14 protein-coding genes and 2 pseudogenes are annotated in these 19430 nt (G+C 36.0%); 5 read left to right on the top strand and 11 right to left on the bottom strand.

The window, feature by feature from the left end; translation table 11 throughout:
• Positions 1 to 239 precede the first annotated feature (239 nt).
• Positions 240 to 2087, bottom strand: a complete 1848-nt coding sequence (locus QWV57_RS08630; RefSeq protein WP_128570089.1) for a UvrD-helicase domain-containing protein — start codon at positions 2085 to 2087, stop codon at positions 240 to 242.
• The gene (locus QWV57_RS08625) at positions 2062 to 3936 is read right to left on the bottom strand and encodes an ATP-dependent nuclease (protein WP_033006506.1); all 1875 of its coding nucleotides are present in this window, start codon (positions 3934 to 3936) and stop codon (positions 2062 to 2064) included. Before QWV57_RS08625 ends, QWV57_RS08630 begins: the two co-directional genes overlap by 26 nt.
• Positions 3937 to 5013: 1077 nt before the next feature.
• Here QWV57_RS08625 and QWV57_RS08620 point away from each other — a divergent pair.
• From QWV57_RS08620 to QWV57_RS08615, 3 genes are all read left to right on the top strand, one after another.
• Positions 5014 to 5157, top strand: a complete 144-nt coding sequence (locus QWV57_RS08620) for a hypothetical protein (RefSeq protein ID WP_164832336.1) — start codon at positions 5014 to 5016, stop codon at positions 5155 to 5157.
• A gap of 124 nt (positions 5158 to 5281) precedes the next feature.
• Entirely contained in the window at positions 5282 to 5389 is a 108-nt protein-coding gene (locus QWV57_RS17960; protein WP_090949102.1) for a Fic family protein, read from the top strand.
• 28 nt (positions 5390 to 5417) lie between these two features.
• Positions 5418 to 5708, top strand: coding sequence for a hypothetical protein (locus QWV57_RS08615; RefSeq protein WP_033006152.1), 291 nt, complete (start codon positions 5418 to 5420; stop codon positions 5706 to 5708).
• A gap of 114 nt (positions 5709 to 5822) precedes the next feature.
• Here QWV57_RS08615 and QWV57_RS08610 read toward each other — a convergent pair whose 3' ends face one another.
• The 3 genes from QWV57_RS08610 to QWV57_RS08600 form a co-directional block, all read right to left on the bottom strand.
• A complete protein-coding gene (locus QWV57_RS08610; RefSeq protein WP_020755868.1) occupies positions 5823 to 6311 on the bottom strand; it encodes a hypothetical protein in 489 nt (162 codons plus the stop codon).
• 1268 nt (positions 6312 to 7579) lie between these two features.
• On the bottom strand, positions 7580 to 7909 hold the full coding sequence (locus tag QWV57_RS08605; protein WP_020755867.1) for a hypothetical protein: 330 nt from the start codon (positions 7907 to 7909) through the stop codon (positions 7580 to 7582).
• Between the two features lie 87 nt (positions 7910 to 7996).
• Positions 7997 to 8302 (bottom strand): hypothetical protein, encoded by a 306-nt coding sequence (locus QWV57_RS08600; protein ID WP_223810910.1) that lies wholly within the window; start codon positions 8300 to 8302, stop codon positions 7997 to 7999.
• Between the two features lie 375 nt (positions 8303 to 8677).
• Here QWV57_RS08600 and QWV57_RS08595 point away from each other — a divergent pair, with 375 nt between their 5' ends.
• Positions 8678 to 8872, top strand: a complete 195-nt coding sequence (locus QWV57_RS08595) for a hypothetical protein (protein WP_020755865.1) — start codon at positions 8678 to 8680, stop codon at positions 8870 to 8872.
• A gap of 1313 nt (positions 8873 to 10185) precedes the next feature.
• On the opposite strand, the pseudogene QWV57_RS08590 reads toward QWV57_RS08595, so the two are convergent.
• The 6 genes and pseudogenes from QWV57_RS08590 to QWV57_RS08565 all read right to left on the bottom strand — a co-directional run.
• Positions 10186 to 13035: pseudogene (locus tag QWV57_RS08590) on the bottom strand (type I restriction endonuclease subunit R); the annotation flags it as partial.
• Between the two features lie 728 nt (positions 13036 to 13763).
• Entirely contained in the window at positions 13764 to 15902 is a 2139-nt protein-coding gene (locus tag QWV57_RS08585; protein ID WP_190300104.1) for a heavy metal translocating P-type ATPase, read from the bottom strand.
• On the bottom strand, positions 15895 to 16263 hold the full coding sequence (locus QWV57_RS08580) for an ArsR/SmtB family transcription factor (protein WP_011230088.1): 369 nt from the start codon (positions 16261 to 16263) through the stop codon (positions 15895 to 15897). The genes QWV57_RS08585 and QWV57_RS08580 overlap by 8 nt, the downstream gene beginning before the upstream one ends.
• A 291-nt stretch (positions 16264 to 16554) precedes the next feature.
• Entirely contained in the window at positions 16555 to 17502 is a 948-nt protein-coding gene (locus tag QWV57_RS08575; protein ID WP_020754456.1) for a cation diffusion facilitator family transporter, read from the bottom strand.
• A 14-nt stretch (positions 17503 to 17516) separates the two neighbouring features.
• Positions 17517 to 17825, bottom strand: coding sequence for an ArsR/SmtB family transcription factor (locus QWV57_RS08570; protein WP_011230084.1), 309 nt, complete (start codon positions 17823 to 17825; stop codon positions 17517 to 17519).
• A gap of 116 nt (positions 17826 to 17941) precedes the next feature.
• Positions 17942 to 18160, bottom strand: a complete 219-nt coding sequence (locus QWV57_RS08565; RefSeq protein WP_190300103.1) for a hypothetical protein — start codon at positions 18158 to 18160, stop codon at positions 17942 to 17944.
• Positions 18161 to 18645: 485 nt separating this feature from the next.
• Here QWV57_RS08565 and QWV57_RS17955 point away from each other — a divergent pair.
• Positions 18646 to 19298, top strand: a pseudogene (locus QWV57_RS17955) (insertion element protein); the annotation flags it as partial.
• Positions 19299 to 19430: the final 132 nt, after the last annotated feature.

Here is a 19430-nt window from a genome sequence, read left to right as displayed (position 1 = left end):
TCTCTATACAGACTAGAAAGTATCTCAAATATTCCTTCGCGCTTTTTTAATAGATGATGGCTTTTAATAACAGTTTGGTGAACCATCCTTAGGTTATTTTTCACTTTTTGAATTAAACTTACTTCCAATAACTCTTGCTTTTTTAGGTGGTGGAATTTTGCTAGACATCCTAAACATTAATCGGTTATATTTGGAAATTTATTCGAGATAGTTATAATAGTTGAAAATTGCTTATCATTTTACACAGAGATATATTCCTTCATGTCATCTAAATAAAATCCTAAGTTTAATATCTCTTCGCTGTACTCTGGAATAGCTAAAACTAATAAATCTTGTGGTCTTGAACATGCTACATAAGCAAAGCGGCTTGCTTCTGTACCTTTCTGTAACCATTGTGTGAAATGTCCACCATCAGATTTTTTAGTTGGTGAAGAAACTACAAGAGCGGCCCTGTAAGTTTCTCCTTTTACTTTATGTATCGTATCTACTTTTACTTTAATTTCGATCTTTTTTTCACCCATTAAAAATTTTTTAGACATAGGAATATCTGACAATCCTTCAGGAGATCTTAATCTTCTGACAATTTTCTCAAATGAGTATTCAACATCTTTAAGTTCATCCCAAATATTCTTAAATTCACTTTTAAGAATATCTTTAACCCAATTTTTCCATATTTGTTTAGAAGTTTCTTTAACTATAAAATCACTTTTACTAGCAATCTTCTCGAGATAAGTTCCAAGTTTTATACGCCAATCTATTGGGTTGTAAGAAAAAGGGGTTGTAATAATTCCTGATTTACCTTTTCCGGCATACGCTAAGTCGATAATGGCTTGACTAAATAATTCTAATGCGACATTTTTGTCTTTAAAATTAGCTGAACTCCAGTGAGTAATAGCGGATGCAATTTTGTATACAATATGATTTTTAGCTTTGTCTAGTTTTGTATCCTTTGGGTAACCTTTAATTTGCCTAATTGTCGAGGATCCTCTAGCAATAATAATCGCATCTTTGACATTTAAATTCCTTTTGTCTAATAAGTTGATAAATGCTTCTTGAAGTTGATATAGATCATTTTTTTTATCATAAACCCAAAGTAAACAAGATTGATTAAGACTTGACCGGGTTCCTATAATTTGTTGCTTTCCACCTAGTTTAGCAACAACATTACAAATTTGCTGGACACTTCTGTGATTAATGGTTAATTGTAAACGTTCCATTTTCCATTCATCTATTTTCTCAATCACTTTTTCCGGATAGACCTTTCTAAATCCGTAAATTGCTTGATCTAAATCACCGATTAAATGAATAGTTACCCCTGCCTGTTTTAATAAACTTAAAATACCAAGCTGAATTTCAGATAAATCCTGACACTCATCAATAAAAATATAGGGAAATCTTTTAGCAATTAAATCAAGAATATCCCCTCTTTGTTGCAAAAGCTTGTAACACCAATATTCTATGTCTGCATAGGTTACAAAACCTTTTTCTGCAAACTGTTTCTTTTTGTTTAATAGAGTACTAATAGTTAAGGGATCATTTTCGATTTTTTTCTTTTCATCACAAACTGTAGGATTTTCATTCATATCAATAGTGTAATCTAGTATAGAAATTTTATTGGTACTAAAATTTTTTAACCATGTACCATGATTACCATCCTGTATTAATTTATGTGAAACATCCCCTTCAGCTCCCTTATACCTAGTTACTACAGAACCAAAAGGGTGGAAAATATAGGAATGGAGCCAACTATCAATCGTACCAACGAAATGAGGATGACTTACATTCAAATTTCCCAAAAAGCGATTAGCACGATTTTTGATTTCTTCCGCAGCATTTTTCGTAAATGAGAGAACAGCTATACCACTTATCTTGGAAATCCAATTTTGAATTTCATATGCTATTTTGATGCCAACCGAATGCGTTTTTCCACTGCCCGGGCAAGCGCTTAAAAAACAATCCCGATTAATTGGATGTAAAATAAAAGTAGCTTGCTCTGGGGAAAGACGTTTTATATCTTCGTTATTTAACACCGAATAAATTAAATCTAATTTATTTATGGGTTTAATTTCCAGAATTTGTTGGTACATTACTTTCACTCCTTTCATTTAGATTGCAAGCCCAAAGAATAGCTTTCTCGATATAATTAGGAACTGTAAATTCTATTTCCTCATTGGCAAGTTTATAAGCTAAGTGTTGAGCAAATAAACCCTTACCGCATAATTTAGGGTTATCTATTCTATCTAATAAGCATTTTGCTATTTTAGCTTTTTCACTATCAGTTTTTCTGATAAATTCCTTTTTATATTTTTCAAAGTCTTCTCTGATAGATCCATCTGTTTCTAAAATTTCAAGGAAGGTATCAACCATTACCAAAAAGTTGTTTCCGCATAGAGCCAAGTCATATTCAAAAGTTTTAGAATTACTGTATAAGCGGCAATATTTGTTATCTTTCAGTATCATCTGTAGTTTTAATGCCGGATTATTACATTCGCACTCATTTCCAACATAAGGAGTGTCACTTTCTTTAGGATCACAATCTGTTATACCTGCACATCTAATTGGTATACCTTTTCCTTGTTCTTCTGCATTCATAAATAGTTGAAAGAATGACTCGAAATAAATACCACCCATATTTATTACGGAAACACTATATTCTTCTAAAGAGTAATCGGATATTTTTTTCTTTGAATTCAAATATTTATGTAATACTCTTTTAGCCAACTCTGGAATAACTAGTCCTTCCGCTATCCCTTCAACAAGAATCACACCTCTAGCAAACAATAAAGTTGATTTAGTAATATCCATCCAACGTTGCAAGAAAAATTTCTGTTTTGGAGTTAATCCTACATTCTTTAATGGAACAATCGTAGGACTGTTATTAAAATCTGTTCTTTTAACAACTAAAATATTATTTAAGTCAACAGAAGAAGCTATTATTGGTGAATGGGTAGTGACAATAACTTGAACACCACTTATTCGAGCTTGTTTTTCTATATATTCAAGTAATTTTGTCTGTAGTTGTGGATGTAAATGTGCCTCGGGTTCCTCTATCAGAAGAATGCGAGTAGATAACTCATTTTCTTCTGTTTGCTCTAATTCCGCTAATACAGTTGCTAAATAAATTAAGTTGTTATATCCAAGACTATTTTCTGATAACTCCCGAAACTCTTCTACACTCACTTCATTATCAAGAAGCGGATAGAATAACAGTTTTAAATTTTCAATGATTCTCTCGAATCGAGTTTCCGAAAAAGAAACGCTAATATCTTGAGCCAATTGTTCTCCCAAAGATTCTATTAGTCGATTTTTAATATTATCCTTTGCTTTTACGATCAGCTCATCTTTTAATAATTCTTTGTTATTTTGTTTAACTATATCTTCTAAACGCTCTCTTGCGTTATTTTTTGACTCCATTTTAGTTATTAAGCGAGCTAAACGTGATCCTCTAACAGCTCTAAGGCGTTGTTCTGCGTCACGCAATGGCGGTAAATATGTGCATTGAATTGAATTATATGTATCCCACTCGAATATACTACTTGAGGAATTACCTCCCCATAATTCCCTCTTATATTGATTTCTAGAATTAGTCTTATTTTGCACTTTTAAATGTAAAGATGCCGAACATAAATCGTTCGGGTTTAACCAAGGTAAATAAGCTAATTGTTCCTTTTCGTTGAGACCCGAGAAGATTAGGTCAATCGTAAAATTAGACCTTATCTCATTCTTAGTATTACCAATTGAGTGCCAAAACTCTTTTTCAGTAATTTTAACATTACCAAACTCGTCTTCATTTAAGATTAATCGTATTGCATCAATAATAGCCGACTTGCCGCTTCCGTTTTCACCCAAGATAACTGTAAGTCCTTCATTTAAAGGTATTTCGGTTTTTTCATTAAAACAACGATATCCTTCTATTACTAATTTAGATATATACATCAAATCTCCCCTTCCCCAATTAAGCTAAAAAGAAGAAGATCAAATGACCTTATTCTTGAATTTTATCATTTTTTGGCGAAAAATGTTACATTTTGTATATTTTTATTATTATCCGTATGAATTGTAAGTTTGAATTGTAAGTTTGAATTGTAAGTTTACTCAGAAATCATTATGTAAATTATAGAATGTGATTATGTGGGTACAATTCTGGGTATAATCCTGTCAAAATAGAAAGGGGAAAAACAAGTAAGTTAAATACGTAAAATGGTTAAATCAATTAAAATGCGTCTTGAAAATACGCGATATTTCAAGGTTTTTCTATTTAAGAAAGTTAATAAAATGAAATAAATTAATTGTGTTAAAGTGCCTCTTGTGCAGATTTTTCTTCGGTGTGTAGTATGTGGGTTCCTAAGTTAAGTCCGTATAATTGTGTAAAAAAGGAATAGAAAAAAGAGCCACGTTGCTTCCCCTTTGGTCAAATAAACAGTGAACCCCAAACATAAGGAGGAATGCAACGCTGGCTCAATATCATATTCCTGTAAATGATGAACTTTTGCACGGGCTATTGCTGAAAGATAAAGGATTGACTAAGCTGCTCGAACAAGTTCTGAATCAAATCCCCGAAGAAGGGTTTAGATTGTCTGACTATTGGCAGTGACAGAAAACAAAAGAACAAGAAGCCCGCTCGATGAATCAAGAGACTCCGGCGATGAAAAGAGTGGGATAACGGCTCACCCCTTTGACGTGTCAAGGAGAACGTGGAATACCAGAGCGAAACGAGGATATGCCTGAAAGCTCCTTGACGCATTGATTCCTTGACAACATGATCGTTTGTCCGGGAAGACGACCGTCAGGGACGTTTACCGGACTCACCTATACTATACGTCAAGTTATCAGGTCCATGTTTTCTATCAAAGGGGAATTTACACAATAATTAGGACTTGACCATTGAAATTGAGAAAGATCACGTTGAAAATGCATCGGAGCTAAATTAGTATGTAGCTCCTTCTTTTTTTCTGTTAAATGAGATAAATATATGCTATGATAAGCAATAATAACGAGAAAGAGGGCATATATATGTTGCAACAAGTCGCAATCATTCAGGAGGATGAAATGAAAAAAGCTACTGGAAAAAATGACAAAGATGTAAGGCTTCAAAAAGTTGCTGCCAAAGTCATTCGCAGAAACCTCAAAGGTTTAAAGAGGTTGAGTAAAAATTGAGCATTGAACCTTTAGAGCCGAAACATATCCGAATGTTCCATGATATGGCCTTAAAAACATTCGGAGGTTTGTCGGGAGAACATGAGCCAAATCTCATCGACAGCCTTGGGTACAAACCGGGTTTATTAAAAAAAGCTGCTGTATATATGCATACTTTAACCACAATCAGTATTTTGTGGATGGGAACAAGCGGACAGCATATATTACTGCGGCATCTTTTTTGGAGTTTTAAATGGATATGTTTGCGTTGCGGATAGGATATGTATTTTGCCACGAAGCTGGTTGCTAACAAAAAGTGGAACTTGAATCGGATAGCCGAGTGGTTAGAGGTCAATAGCATACCAGAATCCAAATATGTCGAAGGCATGGAAGCCGAGAAAGAAACATTAATCGAACTATACGAAGAATACATAGCTATGGCCAAAGAACTGGAATTACAAGAAATCCTGACGGAAGAAGAAATAGAAGAACGAAAAAAATTGAAAGACGATGTTGTTCAACTATACCTAATTGTTGTCTATCGATTTCTTATCGCCTATATTCAAAATTAGTAGGCATAAGAAAAATAGAAGATTAAAAAATAAACAGCATGAAACATAAACCAGTTAGTTATGTTCATGCTGTTATTTCAGGCAGTAAATTTAAAACAGAAATATTACCAATAGTCAGCCATCCTTTTCTTTTAAATCAACCTTGTAATATTCCAACCCTCTTTCCAGCAAAACATTTACTAGTGCATTTATTTTAAATGATTTTTCTACACTTAGATTTTTTATTGTGTTATACATTTCTTCTGTTAAGAAAAAGGTTTTCTTCTCTTTTAACAACGAATGATCTACTTTTAAGTAATCTTTGAACATTTTATATTCCAAATCGAAATTCTCTTCAACGTTTATTGGCGTTCGATTTTCTTGTTTCTTTTTTACAAAGGGTTTATCAACTAATAAAACGACGATTCTACTTTTTACATCTCTACTCAATGATTCTTCTGGTGCAATACCTTTATATTTATATTCATTTTCTTCTTGATCAAATTCAATTGCTGCATTTGCCAGTTTTCTTTCTAAGTTTTTTTCATTTATTCCTGCCATGGCTGCAACCTCTGCAAACGATTTTCCGTTGTTTAATTGTTCTAATGCTTCTATTAATTTCATTTAAATCACCTCCGATTTTTTTAAACATTATAACTTCACTTGTGCTAAATTCTAATAACTTTTGCAGAATATTTGTGGCAATTTATAACCATATAATTTCAGATGTGCTACGGATTCTGAAAAGAATGTATTCGGAATTTATCATGATGCTTTGATCAATCTATACTTAACCGATGGCCTTACAAATAAATGCAATTTTTCAATAGGAAACCGATCGATGATTTTACAATGCCCTATCGAAACGAATATACGTATCTATCAATCGTTACGAATACATTTTCAAGTTCATTATCAAATCCTTTTATCCCCATTTTCTGTTTTTAGAAACGAATATGGGTTACCTGTTTTACCGCTTAGTATCGCAATGATATTGCATCATTGCCATTCGTTTATTTCCATTCGATACAAATAAAAGATACGAATATTCGTTACGAATGAAAGTAACGACGTGCCGATTTAAAGTGCATCCAACCCAGCACTTATCGAAATAGTATTGGCCGTCATGCAACCTTTCTTTTATTGAGCGATTTAAAAGTGCATTTTTTCCATTCGGCTCAAACGAAAAGCTAAAATATTTAACATTGAGCCACAGATTCATAGGGTTAACTGGGTATATTAAAACCTACCCAGTTAACTGTATGAACAACTTCATATACCTAATAGTTTAAAAATGTCTTCAGATCAAGTGTTCTAAAATTTAGAAGAATGACCTATCCAGACGACTATTACTATATCCCGACTCCTAATTTGACCCAAATTTTTTAATAAAATAAATTACATTTTCTGGATGGATATAACATTATTTGATAATAAAAAAACCAGTATCAAATTGATACCGGTCAATCATTCATCATAGTAATTTTTATTTTTTTACATATTTCCCGTACTAAATCAAATCTTTTTACATAAATCCCGTACCGAGGAACGTTTTACAAAAATTCCGCACTGAGACCACAGTTTTTACTTAAATCCCGTACTGAGCTTTTACAAAATTCCCGTACCAAAATAATAGTTTTTACATAAATCCCATACCAAGCTAATGAAAACTATAGATTTCCGCAAATAAATACACTTTTTGTTCAAGCATTCATCATGTTTTAACTGTACACCCTACAGGATTTTTCATGCGTGTATGATCGTTTCACGTTTAAACGAAGGGTCTTCTATACCTGTACTTATATATTCAAAATCCCCATTAAATAAAAGATAGAGGTCTATTTCTATCCAATCATCAGATTCTCGCTTACCTAAAAGAATAAGTGACTGTTCTAATTCTCGCCTGTTCCATCTACAACATTAATTTGGTCTAATTCTATTTGGATACGTTCCAGAACATTTGCTTTTACTATTGCCACCGGTATAGTGGCTTTTTGCGTTTCTGTACCCCCAAGTTCCAAAGCTAATTTATATAACGGATGATCATTTTGTAATAGTTGAATATCTTCTGTTTCAACTTTCGGTTTTAATGCAAATCGGACTGATTGATCCGTTTTTGATAAAATCTGTTCTAAACATCGATAAGATGAGTCGTTACGTCTAACAGTGGCAAATGCGATGCAATCATGATGAAGAAGATGTAAATTTGATTCGATGGCCATGGGGATCTATTGTTCGGTACCATGAAAGGAAACGAAAAAAATGACTCCCGTTGAACTGCACTTCAACGGGAGTCATCTTTGTTTTCTTTAGAACTTCATCATAATTTTCATATTCCCTCCGCTGTTGCTAACAAATCGATTATTCTCATCAAATGCAAGAGGTCCTATCGCTGGAAAAACAAACAGACTATCTCCCTCACGCATTCTTTCTTCATAACGTATTCTGGCAATTGCCCATGCTTCCTCTAATGACAAAGCCCCCACGACATCCATTAATTCATCTTTCTCTTTTGTTCTAAGAACGACATAATACTGATTCATAAATAATCCCTCCATCAAAAATGTTGATAAATAAAAAACATCGGCAAGAATGCCAACGACTGTTTTCGTCATACATCCTTGCCGATGATTTTTCACCATTTCTCTGGACCAAAAAGGCCTTCTGTTATATTAATTTATAATAAGGAAAAGAAAATAAAATCGATTATCTATTATTATTCTATCTTACACTTTGCCCCTTTTTAACCCATTTCATCGAATTTCTCCCTGTAAAATAACAAATCTACTCAACAAAAAGTGAAGACTGGGTAGATAAAATAATGGCCGCCCAGATAGAGAATTCAAATACAGGCAAGCAAAAGAAACTTATTATTCCGCTCATCCGTATATTTGGTAATGAAATGAAAAGGAAACGGGAAGAAGTACGAATACACCCAAGAGAAAAATATAATCGAATAAATAGACCAGATAAGAAAGGAGAAGAGGAAAATGGAGAATAGCAAAGAATTCTGCCCCTACTGCGGCGCTAATTTGCAAGGAGATCCGATTCCAAAAGAACTGCAAAAGCATTATGGCAATGCCACCCACTTTAGCAGAAAAATTGGCATTTCCAGTTTGGAAAAAGATCGTGTAATCAAATGGCAATGTCCGGATTGCAAACAGGAATGGGAGCGGGAGGAATAGGTGGAAAGTGGTTTTTTACACATTTTCCGTACCAGACCCCTCTTTTTTTACAAAAATCCCGTACCAGAAAGGAGTTTTTTACAAAATTTCCGTACCGAAAGGGGTTTTTTACATATTTTCCGTACCAGGCCCCTTCTTTTTTTACAAAAATTCCGTACCGAAAGGGGTTTTTTACATATTTTCCGTACCAGGCCCCTTCTTTTTTTACAAAAATTCCGTACCGAAAGGGGTTTTTTACATATTTTCCGTACCAGGCCCCTTCTTTTTTTACAAAAATTCCGTACCGAAAGGGGCTTTTTACATATTTTCCGTACCAGGCCCTTCTTTTTTTACAAAAATTCCGTACCGAAAAGCGATTTTTACATATTTTCTGTACTCCGAGTTCGACAGTTTGAAGTCCAATTTTAGGCAAGCACAATTTAGAAAAAGCCTTTTATATCAAAGGATTTAAGGTCTATACACTAGAAAATACGTTGATTTTCGTAGGCACACGCTTCGTAAATTAGTCCTTTTAATATCGGGGTTTATGAGTTATAACGTAAGAACATATAAATCAGCATGCGAAACTCACTTTAAAGCATCGCCAAAACTTTGTGGCTGTAGGCGTTGGATCTGCTTCTAAGAATCCTACATATCCAGCATCACTCATAGATACACGCGTGAAGTATGCCTAATCGCTCATCAACCCTTATGTATCAAGGGCTGGTGAGCAATTTGTTTGCCTAGTAAGTGTCGAACTCGGGCCAACCTTTGGAAAATTTATTTTTTGCAATTCTTTAAATTGAACCTGCCATTGTTCTAATGCTTTTATCGTCGGTGACAGGTTAACTTTATATAATTCTAATGTTTAATTAATTGTTCTTTGGAGTTCTGCAATCGGACTATCGATACTAGTGTAGATTTTGCTTAATGATAAACTTAATTGTTTAACACTATCTAAAACAGTTTGCATAGAATCAGTTGCACCAGCAAAACTGTTCCTTAACGTACTAATTGATTCTAAGAATGGAGCAATGGATTGTATATGTAATTGTGTTTCCCTCAATCTCGAGGCTAATGTATTAAAGGCAATCGATAGTTCAGGTTGATAAAATACCGAATTGAAATGTCGGCTTATGTTTGAGCCAAGATTTATTCTCGTTATTAATTCTGTCTACTCCCGAAGCATTTCACTCAATGGTGAAAACGACTCTACTGTCCTTGTAAGACTTTTAATAATTTCTCTGTCTAATCCTACTCGCATGCATTTCTTCTCCCTTTATAACGATTTATACAAAAACAGATGCCCCTATAAGAGACATCTGTTCTCGTTGTCACGCATTCATCGGCCAGTCTTTATATTGCTGTTCGGCTTGTTCCATGAATTTGTTTGTTAAGAATTGCAATTGTTGGCCGGTAATTTTTTCTCTGATGAGTACTTGCTTGACAGCTAATTTGACCTTGGCGTAGACATCTCGGCGGTAAGGACTTGTCCAGTCTACGGCTAATTGTTTCTTTAAAGCTTTGACCACCTTATGGATTAGACTAGCAAGAAACTCGTTTGAGAACGCTTCCTGCCCCATAGCAGTGATCGCCTTGTAAAACTCAATTTCTTCCTCTGACAATCCCAAGTCGTGCCGCTTGCGCATTTCTTCTTCCATTTCTTTGCGCATGTTAATCATAACCCGGATCACATCAGCAGCCTGAATGACACGATTATGATAATCCCTTAACGTTTTCTCTAGAAGTTCGCTTAACGCCTTTGACTGTGGGCTTCCTTGGCTAAATGTCACTTTAATTTGGTCCTCTAAAAGTTTTTTCAGCAACTTTAAGCGCAAGTCTACATGCTCTTTTTTCGTTAAATCTGCTAAGAACGCTTCGTCCAATATGCTGATATCTGGGCGTTCAATTCCTGCTATTTGGAAAATGTCAACAGTTTCTTTCGCTAATAGACTATTGTCAATAAGTTCTGATAATCGCTCTTCTAATGTTTTATTTTCACTCGGTTTTTCAATTGGTGGCCGCAAATGTTTGCGAAGTTGTGCTTTCATCATTAAATAAAGCATAACCTCATCTGCAAGTTCAAGCACTTCCGGCTGATGTTTCACCAACTGATACGATTTTTCTAGTTTGGTAGCTGCTTGGATATATTCCTCGGGATCTCGATTTAAAAGCATGTTAACAAGATCTGCAATGAAGTCTTCGCGCTCTATCTTTGGTTTTGCCCGCCAGTTTTGAACATCAATCTCACTTGGAATAAATCCCCTTACTGTCTCCAGATGATTCATAAAGATGTTAACGGCCTCTGAAATATCATAAGTAGGACTTCCCGTTCCGCCGCTTTGCGTATATTTATGAGTTGCTTCTTTCAGAGAAGTGGCAATGCCAATATAATCAACGACTACACCGCCTTCTTTTCCTGGAAACACTCGGTTTACACGGGCAATGGCTTGCATAAGATTGTGTCCCCTCATTGGCTTATCGACATAAAGATAGGAAAGCGGTTTAGCGTCCATTCCTGTTAACCACATATCGACGACAATGACAAATTTCAAAGGGTCTTCTGGGTCACGAAGTTTGGCTTTCACTTCTTCTTGCTCTTTTTTCGACTTAATATGCGCATATTTGCTTCCCGGCTGAACCTCTCGCCACTCTTTAGGATCCTTTGATACATCTCCTGTCATAATCACTTCAACAGGAGGGCATTCTGGAATCTCTCTTAGATAATTATACAAATCAACCGCAATTCGCCGGCTCATGCAGACAATCATGGCTTTTTGAAATGGATTGGCGACTTGGTTAAAATGTGATACGATATCTTTGGCTAAACGACGGAGCCGTTTTGGAGTACCGACGACTTTTTCCAGAGCGGCCCATTTTCTTTTATAGCTCTCTGACTCTTTATCGTCTCCCCCTGCTTCTTCGATAATTTCTCTGTATTTTTCATCAATGTCCTCAGTAGATAAATCAAGCGGAATTAGACGGCTCTCATAGTAAATTGGCAATGTCGCTTTGTCTTCGACCGCCTGAGCCATATCGTAGCGGTGGATAATATGTCCGAAAATTTCTTCTGTATTGTTATCAACAAAATCGACCGGGGTTCCTGTAAACCCAATATAGGAAGCGTTCGGCAAAGCATAACGCAACTGAGCGGCAAATCCGCCCGTAAAACCGGCTTGGGTACGGTGTGCTTCATCGGCAATCACAACAATGTTTCGTCTTTCCGATAAAACAGGGTGTCGGGTTTCTCCTTCTTTTTTACGGAATTTTTCAATAGTGGAGAAAATAATTTGTCCCGCTTCCCCTCTCAGTAATGTTCGCAACTGTTCGGTACTTTCCGCGTGATGCACATGACCGATGTATGATTTCCCTTGCACAAACGTATCATGCAACTGTTCGTCTAGGTCATTACGATCCACTTGAATGACAATAGATGGGTTTTCCATTTCCGGATGGCGAGACAAAATTCCTGCGAAAAATAACATGCTTAGCGATTTGCCCGAACCCGTTGTATGATACATTACCCCGATTTTCCGGTCTCCGTCAGGCCGCGTCGCACGGATCGCTTCATTGACAGCGAAGTTTACGCCAAAAAATTGGTGATATTTCGCGCCGATTTTTGTAATTTTGCTTCCTTCCTCCAAAAAGACAATAAAATTACGAATATAATTTAGCAGACGGTCTTTTGGAAATAATCCTTCAATCAGCGTGCGCATCGTATTAGCACGGTTGTTATCGACATTTCGCCCATCAATCGATTTCCATGAGGCAAAGAAATCGTAATCGGCAAACGGCATCCCATGCTTCGTTTCCACGTTATCGGAAATAACAACAAAAGCGTTGTAGTTAAATAATTGCGAAATATCATATGTATAGTTTTGAATTTGGGTATATGCATCATAAACAGTCGCTTGCTCGTTGTTCGGATTTTTTAACTCAAATACAATCAGCGGTAAACCGTTAATATATATAACGATATCTGGCCGGCGGGACATGCGCCCTTCAATCGGCAATTGATTGACCACTAAAAAGTCATTGTTCTCCGGATGTTCCCAATCGATCGGGAAGACATGAGGCGTGTACGTTTCATCGTTTACCTCATAAGAAAATTCAAGTCCTTTCGTCAACATTTGGTGAAAATGCATATTTCGGTTGATCAGTTTTACCCTATCCGGCGCCGTTAAGGAGATTTTATTCCATTACCTATCAAATTACGTAAAGGCATGGATCAAAAATTCGTCAACCCCCTTCCGCCAAAGAACTGACCCTTCTGGAACGAGAAGTAGGACTCATTCAACGGCAGCATTCCTTAACTGCTAAAGCCTTCCTGACGCTATGTGCATAGGGAGATGGTTCGCTTGGGGGTCAGTCGCTTCAGCGGCTATGCGCCGATTTGGCGCTCTGGTATGGTTGCTCCCTCCCTGTTCCAAGCTCGAATGTATTGGCATCAACAGGAGGGAATCGAGATCAGTGAACGGAAAGCGCCCGATCTCCTCCAATCGTATTAGCATCGGTTTCTTTTGCATTCTCAAACGATGAAAACCGATCTTCCCTCTCTCTCTGATGTTAGTCTAGATTATACAACGAATAGAGAAATGAATTGAGCGTTTTTCACAAAAAATGGTGATGAACCTATTTTTATCAAAGTAAAAGATGATAATAAGATTATCTCAGACTGGAAAGCTCGGCAAATAGCCGAGCTTTTTGTCATTGTCATTTTTATTGTCAAAATAACAAAAATTCTTATCTTATTATGTTACTATTGACTCCCGTTAGCCACCCATGCATCGCTTCGCGACATCACAGATGATGGAAGTTCATTCGTTCTTCCATGGGAGTTGATTAAAGAAATATCTTTATCATGAAAAAAGGATAACCAAATGGCATCCCTTACATTTTTTGAACACAAAGTTTATTCTTTAACTTTTAGCAATCGCATGCTGTTTAATGTTACGATTAATGTTGCTCCCATATCGGCAAATATCGCTAACCATAGCGTTAACCAACCAGGCACAATTAACAGTAATGCCAATGCCTTAATCCCTAAAGAGAAAGTAATGTTTTGCTTAATAATCGCTAAAGCTTTGCGGCTCAATTTAATCGTATATGGCAATTTGCTTAAATCATCAGACATTAAGACAATATCGGCTGTTTCTAGGGCTGTATCGGTTCCAGCACCGCCCATCGCCACACCAACGGTTGAAGCTGCAAGAGCTGGTGCATCGTTCACACCATCTCCAACCATCGCCACGCTTTGATGCTTGTCACGAAGCTCTTTGATGAAATTCAGTTTATCTTCTGGAAGTAAATCGGCTTTAATATCGGAAACGCCGACTTGTTTTCCGATGGCTTCGGCTGTTCTTTGGTTATCCCCTGTCAACATTACCGTTTTTTCAATACCGACTTGATGAAGTTTTCGAATAACCTCTTTGGATGATTCTCTTATTTCGTCTGCCACGGCAATTAACGCCAGAATTTCTTTTTCCGTTCCTAATGCCATGACCGTTTTCCCTTGTATTTGAAGGGTTGTAATTTGTTCTTTTATTTCTGATTGGATGCCATTTGGAAGAAGTTCTTCAAAAAGACCTGGACTTCCGACATAATACATTGCGTTATTTACTTTGGCTTTGACCCCTTTACCTGTAATGGATTGGAATTCTTCAACCGATACATCATTAAAATTCAATCCATCTTCTTCTGCTTTTCTTATAATGGCGGAAGCAAGTGGATGTTGTGAGCCTTTTTCAATGGCTGCTGTAATGGTCATTAGTTCATTTTCATTGCCATTATAAGTGACTACATCGGTGACGGAAGGAATACCTTTTGTTAATGTTCCTGTTTTATCAAAAGCAATCACTTTTAAGTTTCCTGCTTCCTCTAAATAAATACCACCTTTAATTAACACACCGTTTTTCGCTGCATTTCCAATGGCAGTTACAATCGAAACAGGCGTGGAAATAACCAACGCACACGGACAACCAACCACTAATACAGCTAGACCTCGATAAATCCATTCGCTCCAATCAGCACCCATAAATAATGGAGGAATAACGGCTAGTAAAAGAGCAAAAATGATAATGGCTGGTGTATAGTATTTGGCAAAACGATCTACAAACGCTTGAGAAGGTGCTCGTTCTGCTTGAGCTTCTTCCACTAAATGGATGATTTTCGAAAGAGTTGTATCTTCCACTCGTTTTGTAACTTTTACTTCCAATAACCCTTCTTCATTCAATGTTCCTGCAAAGACTTCATCACCGACTGTTTTGGTTACTGGAACACTTTCTCCCGTAATGGCAGCCTGATTTAGCGTAGATGTACCCTTGATGACGATTCCATCCATCGCTAATTTCTGACCAGGCTTTACGATCATAATATCTCCGACTTGAATATCGTCAACAGGGACCATCATTTCTTCATTTCCGCGACGAATTAATGCTTCTTTTGGAGCAATATCCATCAACGATTCAATGGATTGACGAGCTTTATCCATGGAATAACGCTCTAAGGCTTCGCTAATGGCGAATAGAATAACAACCGTTGCACCTTCTCCCCATTCACCAATCGCTGCAGCTCCTAAAATCGCCACTGTCATCAGCGTATTCATATCAAAATTCAATCGAACTAGGTTTTTGAAACCTTTTATAAATAACGAATATCCACCGATTAAAATTGCTGCAGCATATCCAATTGTCGCAAAGATATGCTCTTCTCCGTATTGCTTCCCTAAAAACCAACTGATCACAAGCAAAACGGCGGAAATATACACTTTAATGTTCTCTTTTTGCTTCCAAAAAGGTTCACGCTTGACTGATTTTTCTTTATCTTCCCGAACCTTTAAGTTTTCAAAAGCTCCTGCTTTTTCTAATTCTTCGATGGTTGTTGTACCCCAAACGGTAATTTTAGATGCTCCAAAGTTTACTTTAGCATCTTGAACACCTGGCAATGATTTTACATTATTTTCAAACTTTGCCGCACAGTTTGCACAAGTAAATCCTTGAACACGGTAGGTTTTCGCTTCTGATTTAGATAATTTTGCTTGTTGTTCAGACACGGACTTTCACCTCTTTATCATGTGCTAACGCAATCATGATTAACTGCTTAATATGGTCATCATCCAGCGAATAAAATGCTAGCTTTCCTTCTTTTCGATACTTTACAATCCCTTGTTTATAAAGAGTCCGTAAATGATGGGAAGTGGTTGCAACAGAAGCCCCAATGATATTGGCAATATCACATACACATAACTCTTCATCTTGGCAAAGTGAATAGGCAATTTTTGCCCTATTTTCATCTGCCAGTGCTTTAAACAACAGGACAACACTGGATATATCTTCTTTTTGCAATTCCCCTTGTATTCGATTGACTTTTTCTTCGTCATAACAATAAATTTCACATGTATCTTTCTTACTCATTCATTATCCCTCTTTCATATTCAAATTTCCGTTTGAATATATTATACCCCATTTCTTTTATTATTCAAATGTTTATTTGAATTAAAAACAAAAAAAGAATGGAATTTAAAAAAATCAACCCAATATTTACCGTGTGATTCATTTAATTAGCTACATCAAAAAATTCTATTAGATAAAAACAATAAACCTCATTATCCGCAAAAAGATAATGAGGTTTACTATTTCTTAAACAATAAATATGCGTTTAAGCCGATAATCACAATAGCTGACATCACTCTATATTGTTTTTCGCTAGACTTTCATTTCCCCATGATGGATTTGAGAGGTTTCAATTTGAATGGTTGTATGCAGGATCTTAAATTTTTCTTCAATCATGTGAATGGCATCTTGTAAAACCTTTTGGCTGTCTTGATGATCTTCAATCAAAATATGGCAACTTAATGAGTCCAATCCTGAAGTAATGGTCCAAATATGAAGGTCGTGAACGCCAACCACTCCTTCAATACTTTCTAAGGCTTTTTTCACTTCATTTTGGTCAATGGTAATGGGCGTTCCTTCCATCAAAATGTGAACCGTATGTTTAATAACTCCCCAAGCACCTTTCAAGATTAATAAGGCAACCAAAATGGAAATAATGGGGTCTGCGACATACCAATCAAAGAGCCACATGACAATCCCAGCGATGATAGCACCTACGGAACCCAAGGCGTCACCGATCACATGAAGATAAGCGCTACGAAGATTGACATTATTTTTCACATCCCCTTTTCTCATTAACGCCCAAGCACTTAAAAGATTGGCAAACAGACCAATGGACGCAATGATCATCATAGAGCCGCTAGCTACCGTTGGTGGGTTGTAAAAACGTTCAATTGCTTCCCAAATAATAAATCCAGCGATAACAAACAAGGTAACTCCATTAAATAAAGCGGCTAAAATTTCAAAACGATAAAAGCCATACGTTTTATTGGGGGAAGCTGGTTTGGTGGCAAACCAAATAGCAACTAGACTAAGAACAAGTGAACTGGCATCACTAAGCATATGACCAGAGTCAGAAAGAAGAGCTAGACTGTTTGTGATTAAACCTCCGAAAAACTCTAACAACATAATTCCAGCGGTAATGAGAAGGGCAATTGTAAGCCCTTTTTTATTTCCTTCTCTACTGTGATCATGGTGATGTCCGTGGTGATGGTGATGACCATGGTGGTCGTGAGAATGATGGTGGTGATGATGATGCATGATAAAATACCTCCTTAATGATGTTCAGAATGGTCAATGGCTTGTTTTAATAATGAAATAACATGTTCGTCATCGCAGGAGTAAAACAGTGTTTTTCCTTCACGGCGATACTTAACCAGTCTCAGATTTCGTAACATACTAAGTTGATGGGAAACGGCTGATTGAGACATTTCCAACACTTCTGCAATGTGATTGACATTGCACTCTTCTTGCGATAACAAATAAAGAATTTTGATTCGTGTTGGATCGGCTAATACCTTAAATATTCGCGATACATTTTCAATGGTTTCAGATTTTAAGAAAGAATGGTCTTCCATCTTCATGATGATTCCCCTCACTTTATTTATTATATATGAGCATATGTTCATATGTATGTATCATATTTTATATTCATTTTTTTGTCAAGTTTAGGAAATGTTTTTTCATGAAAATGGGTGATTTAGATAATAATGAATGAGGGGGAGACTGAGGACAAACGTTCAGGTGGAAAAATCAGACTTGCAACATGCCGATTTAAGGGTATAAAAAGGACAGCAGCAAACTGTCCTTTCCGAATATCAGCATTAAATTCTTCTTCAAGTTCCCGTATGACGTTATCCTCATTACTTGTTTGTTCCTCTTTTTTCTTAGTTTCTTTCTTGTCTTTATCCCTGTTCATTAGAAACCTCCGTATGAATGCAGTTTATCGATCGATTCAAAATGACCACTTTTTATTGTTCGTTTTCGATTTCATTTTTAGCATCCTTCTTGTTACGTTCTGTATACCATATCATCTTCACATTTTAATTGTGTCACATCCGCTTTCATACTTTTAGCGATGTCTTGAGTTCTGATGAAATAACAAAAACTCCCGAAAGAACCATTTTTGGATTATTTTCTCTACACATCCGCTAGATTATTCTTTGGGATAACATACAAAAAGGCACAATTTAACATAACGGGTTTGGTTGTTGAGTATAAAATTGAAAAAAGTAATACAAAAAGGAGTTCAATTCGCATATGAATTGGACTCCTTTTATTTGTTGATATATCAATGTTTTATTGAATTTATCACCATTAATCGCATTATAATTAGCAAGTGACTGCTGACCAACAGACAGTATTCCAAATATGTGTTAAAATTGATGCTAATTGGACATAAATTCATTGATGACTTCCCTTTATCGTGTATTTGCCAAAGAAATTCGCTTATCTAATGCCCACCATTTTCTTTGTCAAACGGATAAAACAAAATCTCGGAAACAAGCTCGTGAGGAATTTATTCAAGCAGGAGTGGATTTAATCAACTGGGGAATTAACTTTGGTTATGATTACAAGTTCTTTGCAGAAATTGGCTTTTCTGAAACTGGAAGAATTATTTCATACACACCAATTTCATAAGAAAGTCATTTCAGGTGGCAGCAGTCATTATGAATACGCTGATAATTCGATTGAACATCCACTTGCGACAATTGACAGAGGATTTCGATGAATTGATTGTACAACCAATCTTTCATCATTCGAACCAAAGGACATTGCTAATCGTGAATGACAACGCCACGAATACCTTTATCCAGCACATTCGAAGACGGCTATCTATTTTAGAAAGACCATTGATAACAGCTCGTGGTGACGGAAAAAGCTATATCTATTCAAACTTTAACTCAAAGTATGCTCAAATGGCTCTTACCATACTTCGGACTTACTACAATTTTTGTTTAGCATACAAAACAAAGGAGACAGTAGGAACACCTGCTCAACGATTAGGCATTGCAAAAAAACAATTTGATTTAAAAGAAATAATCTATATGCAATAACCTTAAGGGATTTGATATTTTATAGGACCAAATCAGTATACGATTTGTTTTTTATTTTTTGCTGAAATATCAATATTTTTTGACTAAATCCTTTTTAATGATTTTGGTATTTTATGTTAAACTGAATATATA

This window comes from Geobacillus zalihae (assembly GCF_030414215.1).
GTDB lineage: Bacteria > Bacillota > Bacilli > Bacillales > Anoxybacillaceae > Geobacillus > Geobacillus zalihae.
Note: the sequence above shows the minus strand (reverse complement) of the source record. Positions and strands in the feature narration are given on the sequence as shown.

What these genes read in the sequence shown, in the direction of transcription:
- QWV57_RS08600 (WP_223810910.1), bottom strand. Translation starts at nt 8,302, where the DNA reads ATGACGAAAACAGTCGTTGGCATTCTTGCCGATGTTTTTTATTTATCA.
- QWV57_RS08575 (WP_020754456.1), bottom strand. Translation starts at nt 17,502, where the DNA reads ATGCATCATCATCACCACCATCATTCTCACGACCACCATGGTCATCAC.
- QWV57_RS08580 (WP_011230088.1), bottom strand. Translation starts at nt 16,263, where the DNA reads ATGAGTAAGAAAGATACATGTGAAATTTATTGTTATGACGAAGAAAAA.
- QWV57_RS08615 (WP_033006152.1), top strand. Translation starts at nt 5,418, where the DNA reads ATGTATTTTGCCACGAAGCTGGTTGCTAACAAAAAGTGGAACTTGAAT.
- QWV57_RS08565 (WP_190300103.1), bottom strand. Translation starts at nt 18,160, where the DNA reads ATGAACAGGGATAAAGACAAGAAAGAAACTAAGAAAAAAGAGGAACAA.
- QWV57_RS08630 (WP_128570089.1), bottom strand. Translation starts at nt 2,087, where the DNA reads ATGTACCAACAAATTCTGGAAATTAAACCCATAAATAAATTAGATTTA.
- QWV57_RS08605 (WP_020755867.1), bottom strand. Translation starts at nt 7,909, where the DNA reads ATGGCCATCGAATCAAATTTACATCTTCTTCATCATGATTGCATCGCA.
- QWV57_RS08595 (WP_020755865.1), top strand. Translation starts at nt 8,678, where the DNA reads ATGGAGAATAGCAAAGAATTCTGCCCCTACTGCGGCGCTAATTTGCAA.
- QWV57_RS08610 (WP_020755868.1), bottom strand. Translation starts at nt 6,311, where the DNA reads ATGAAATTAATAGAAGCATTAGAACAATTAAACAACGGAAAATCGTTT.
- QWV57_RS08620 (WP_164832336.1), top strand. Translation starts at nt 5,014, where the DNA reads ATGTTGCAACAAGTCGCAATCATTCAGGAGGATGAAATGAAAAAAGCT.
- QWV57_RS08570 (WP_011230084.1), bottom strand. Translation starts at nt 17,825, where the DNA reads ATGAAGATGGAAGACCATTCTTTCTTAAAATCTGAAACCATTGAAAAT.
- QWV57_RS08625 (WP_033006506.1), bottom strand. Translation starts at nt 3,936, where the DNA reads ATGTATATATCTAAATTAGTAATAGAAGGATATCGTTGTTTTAATGAA.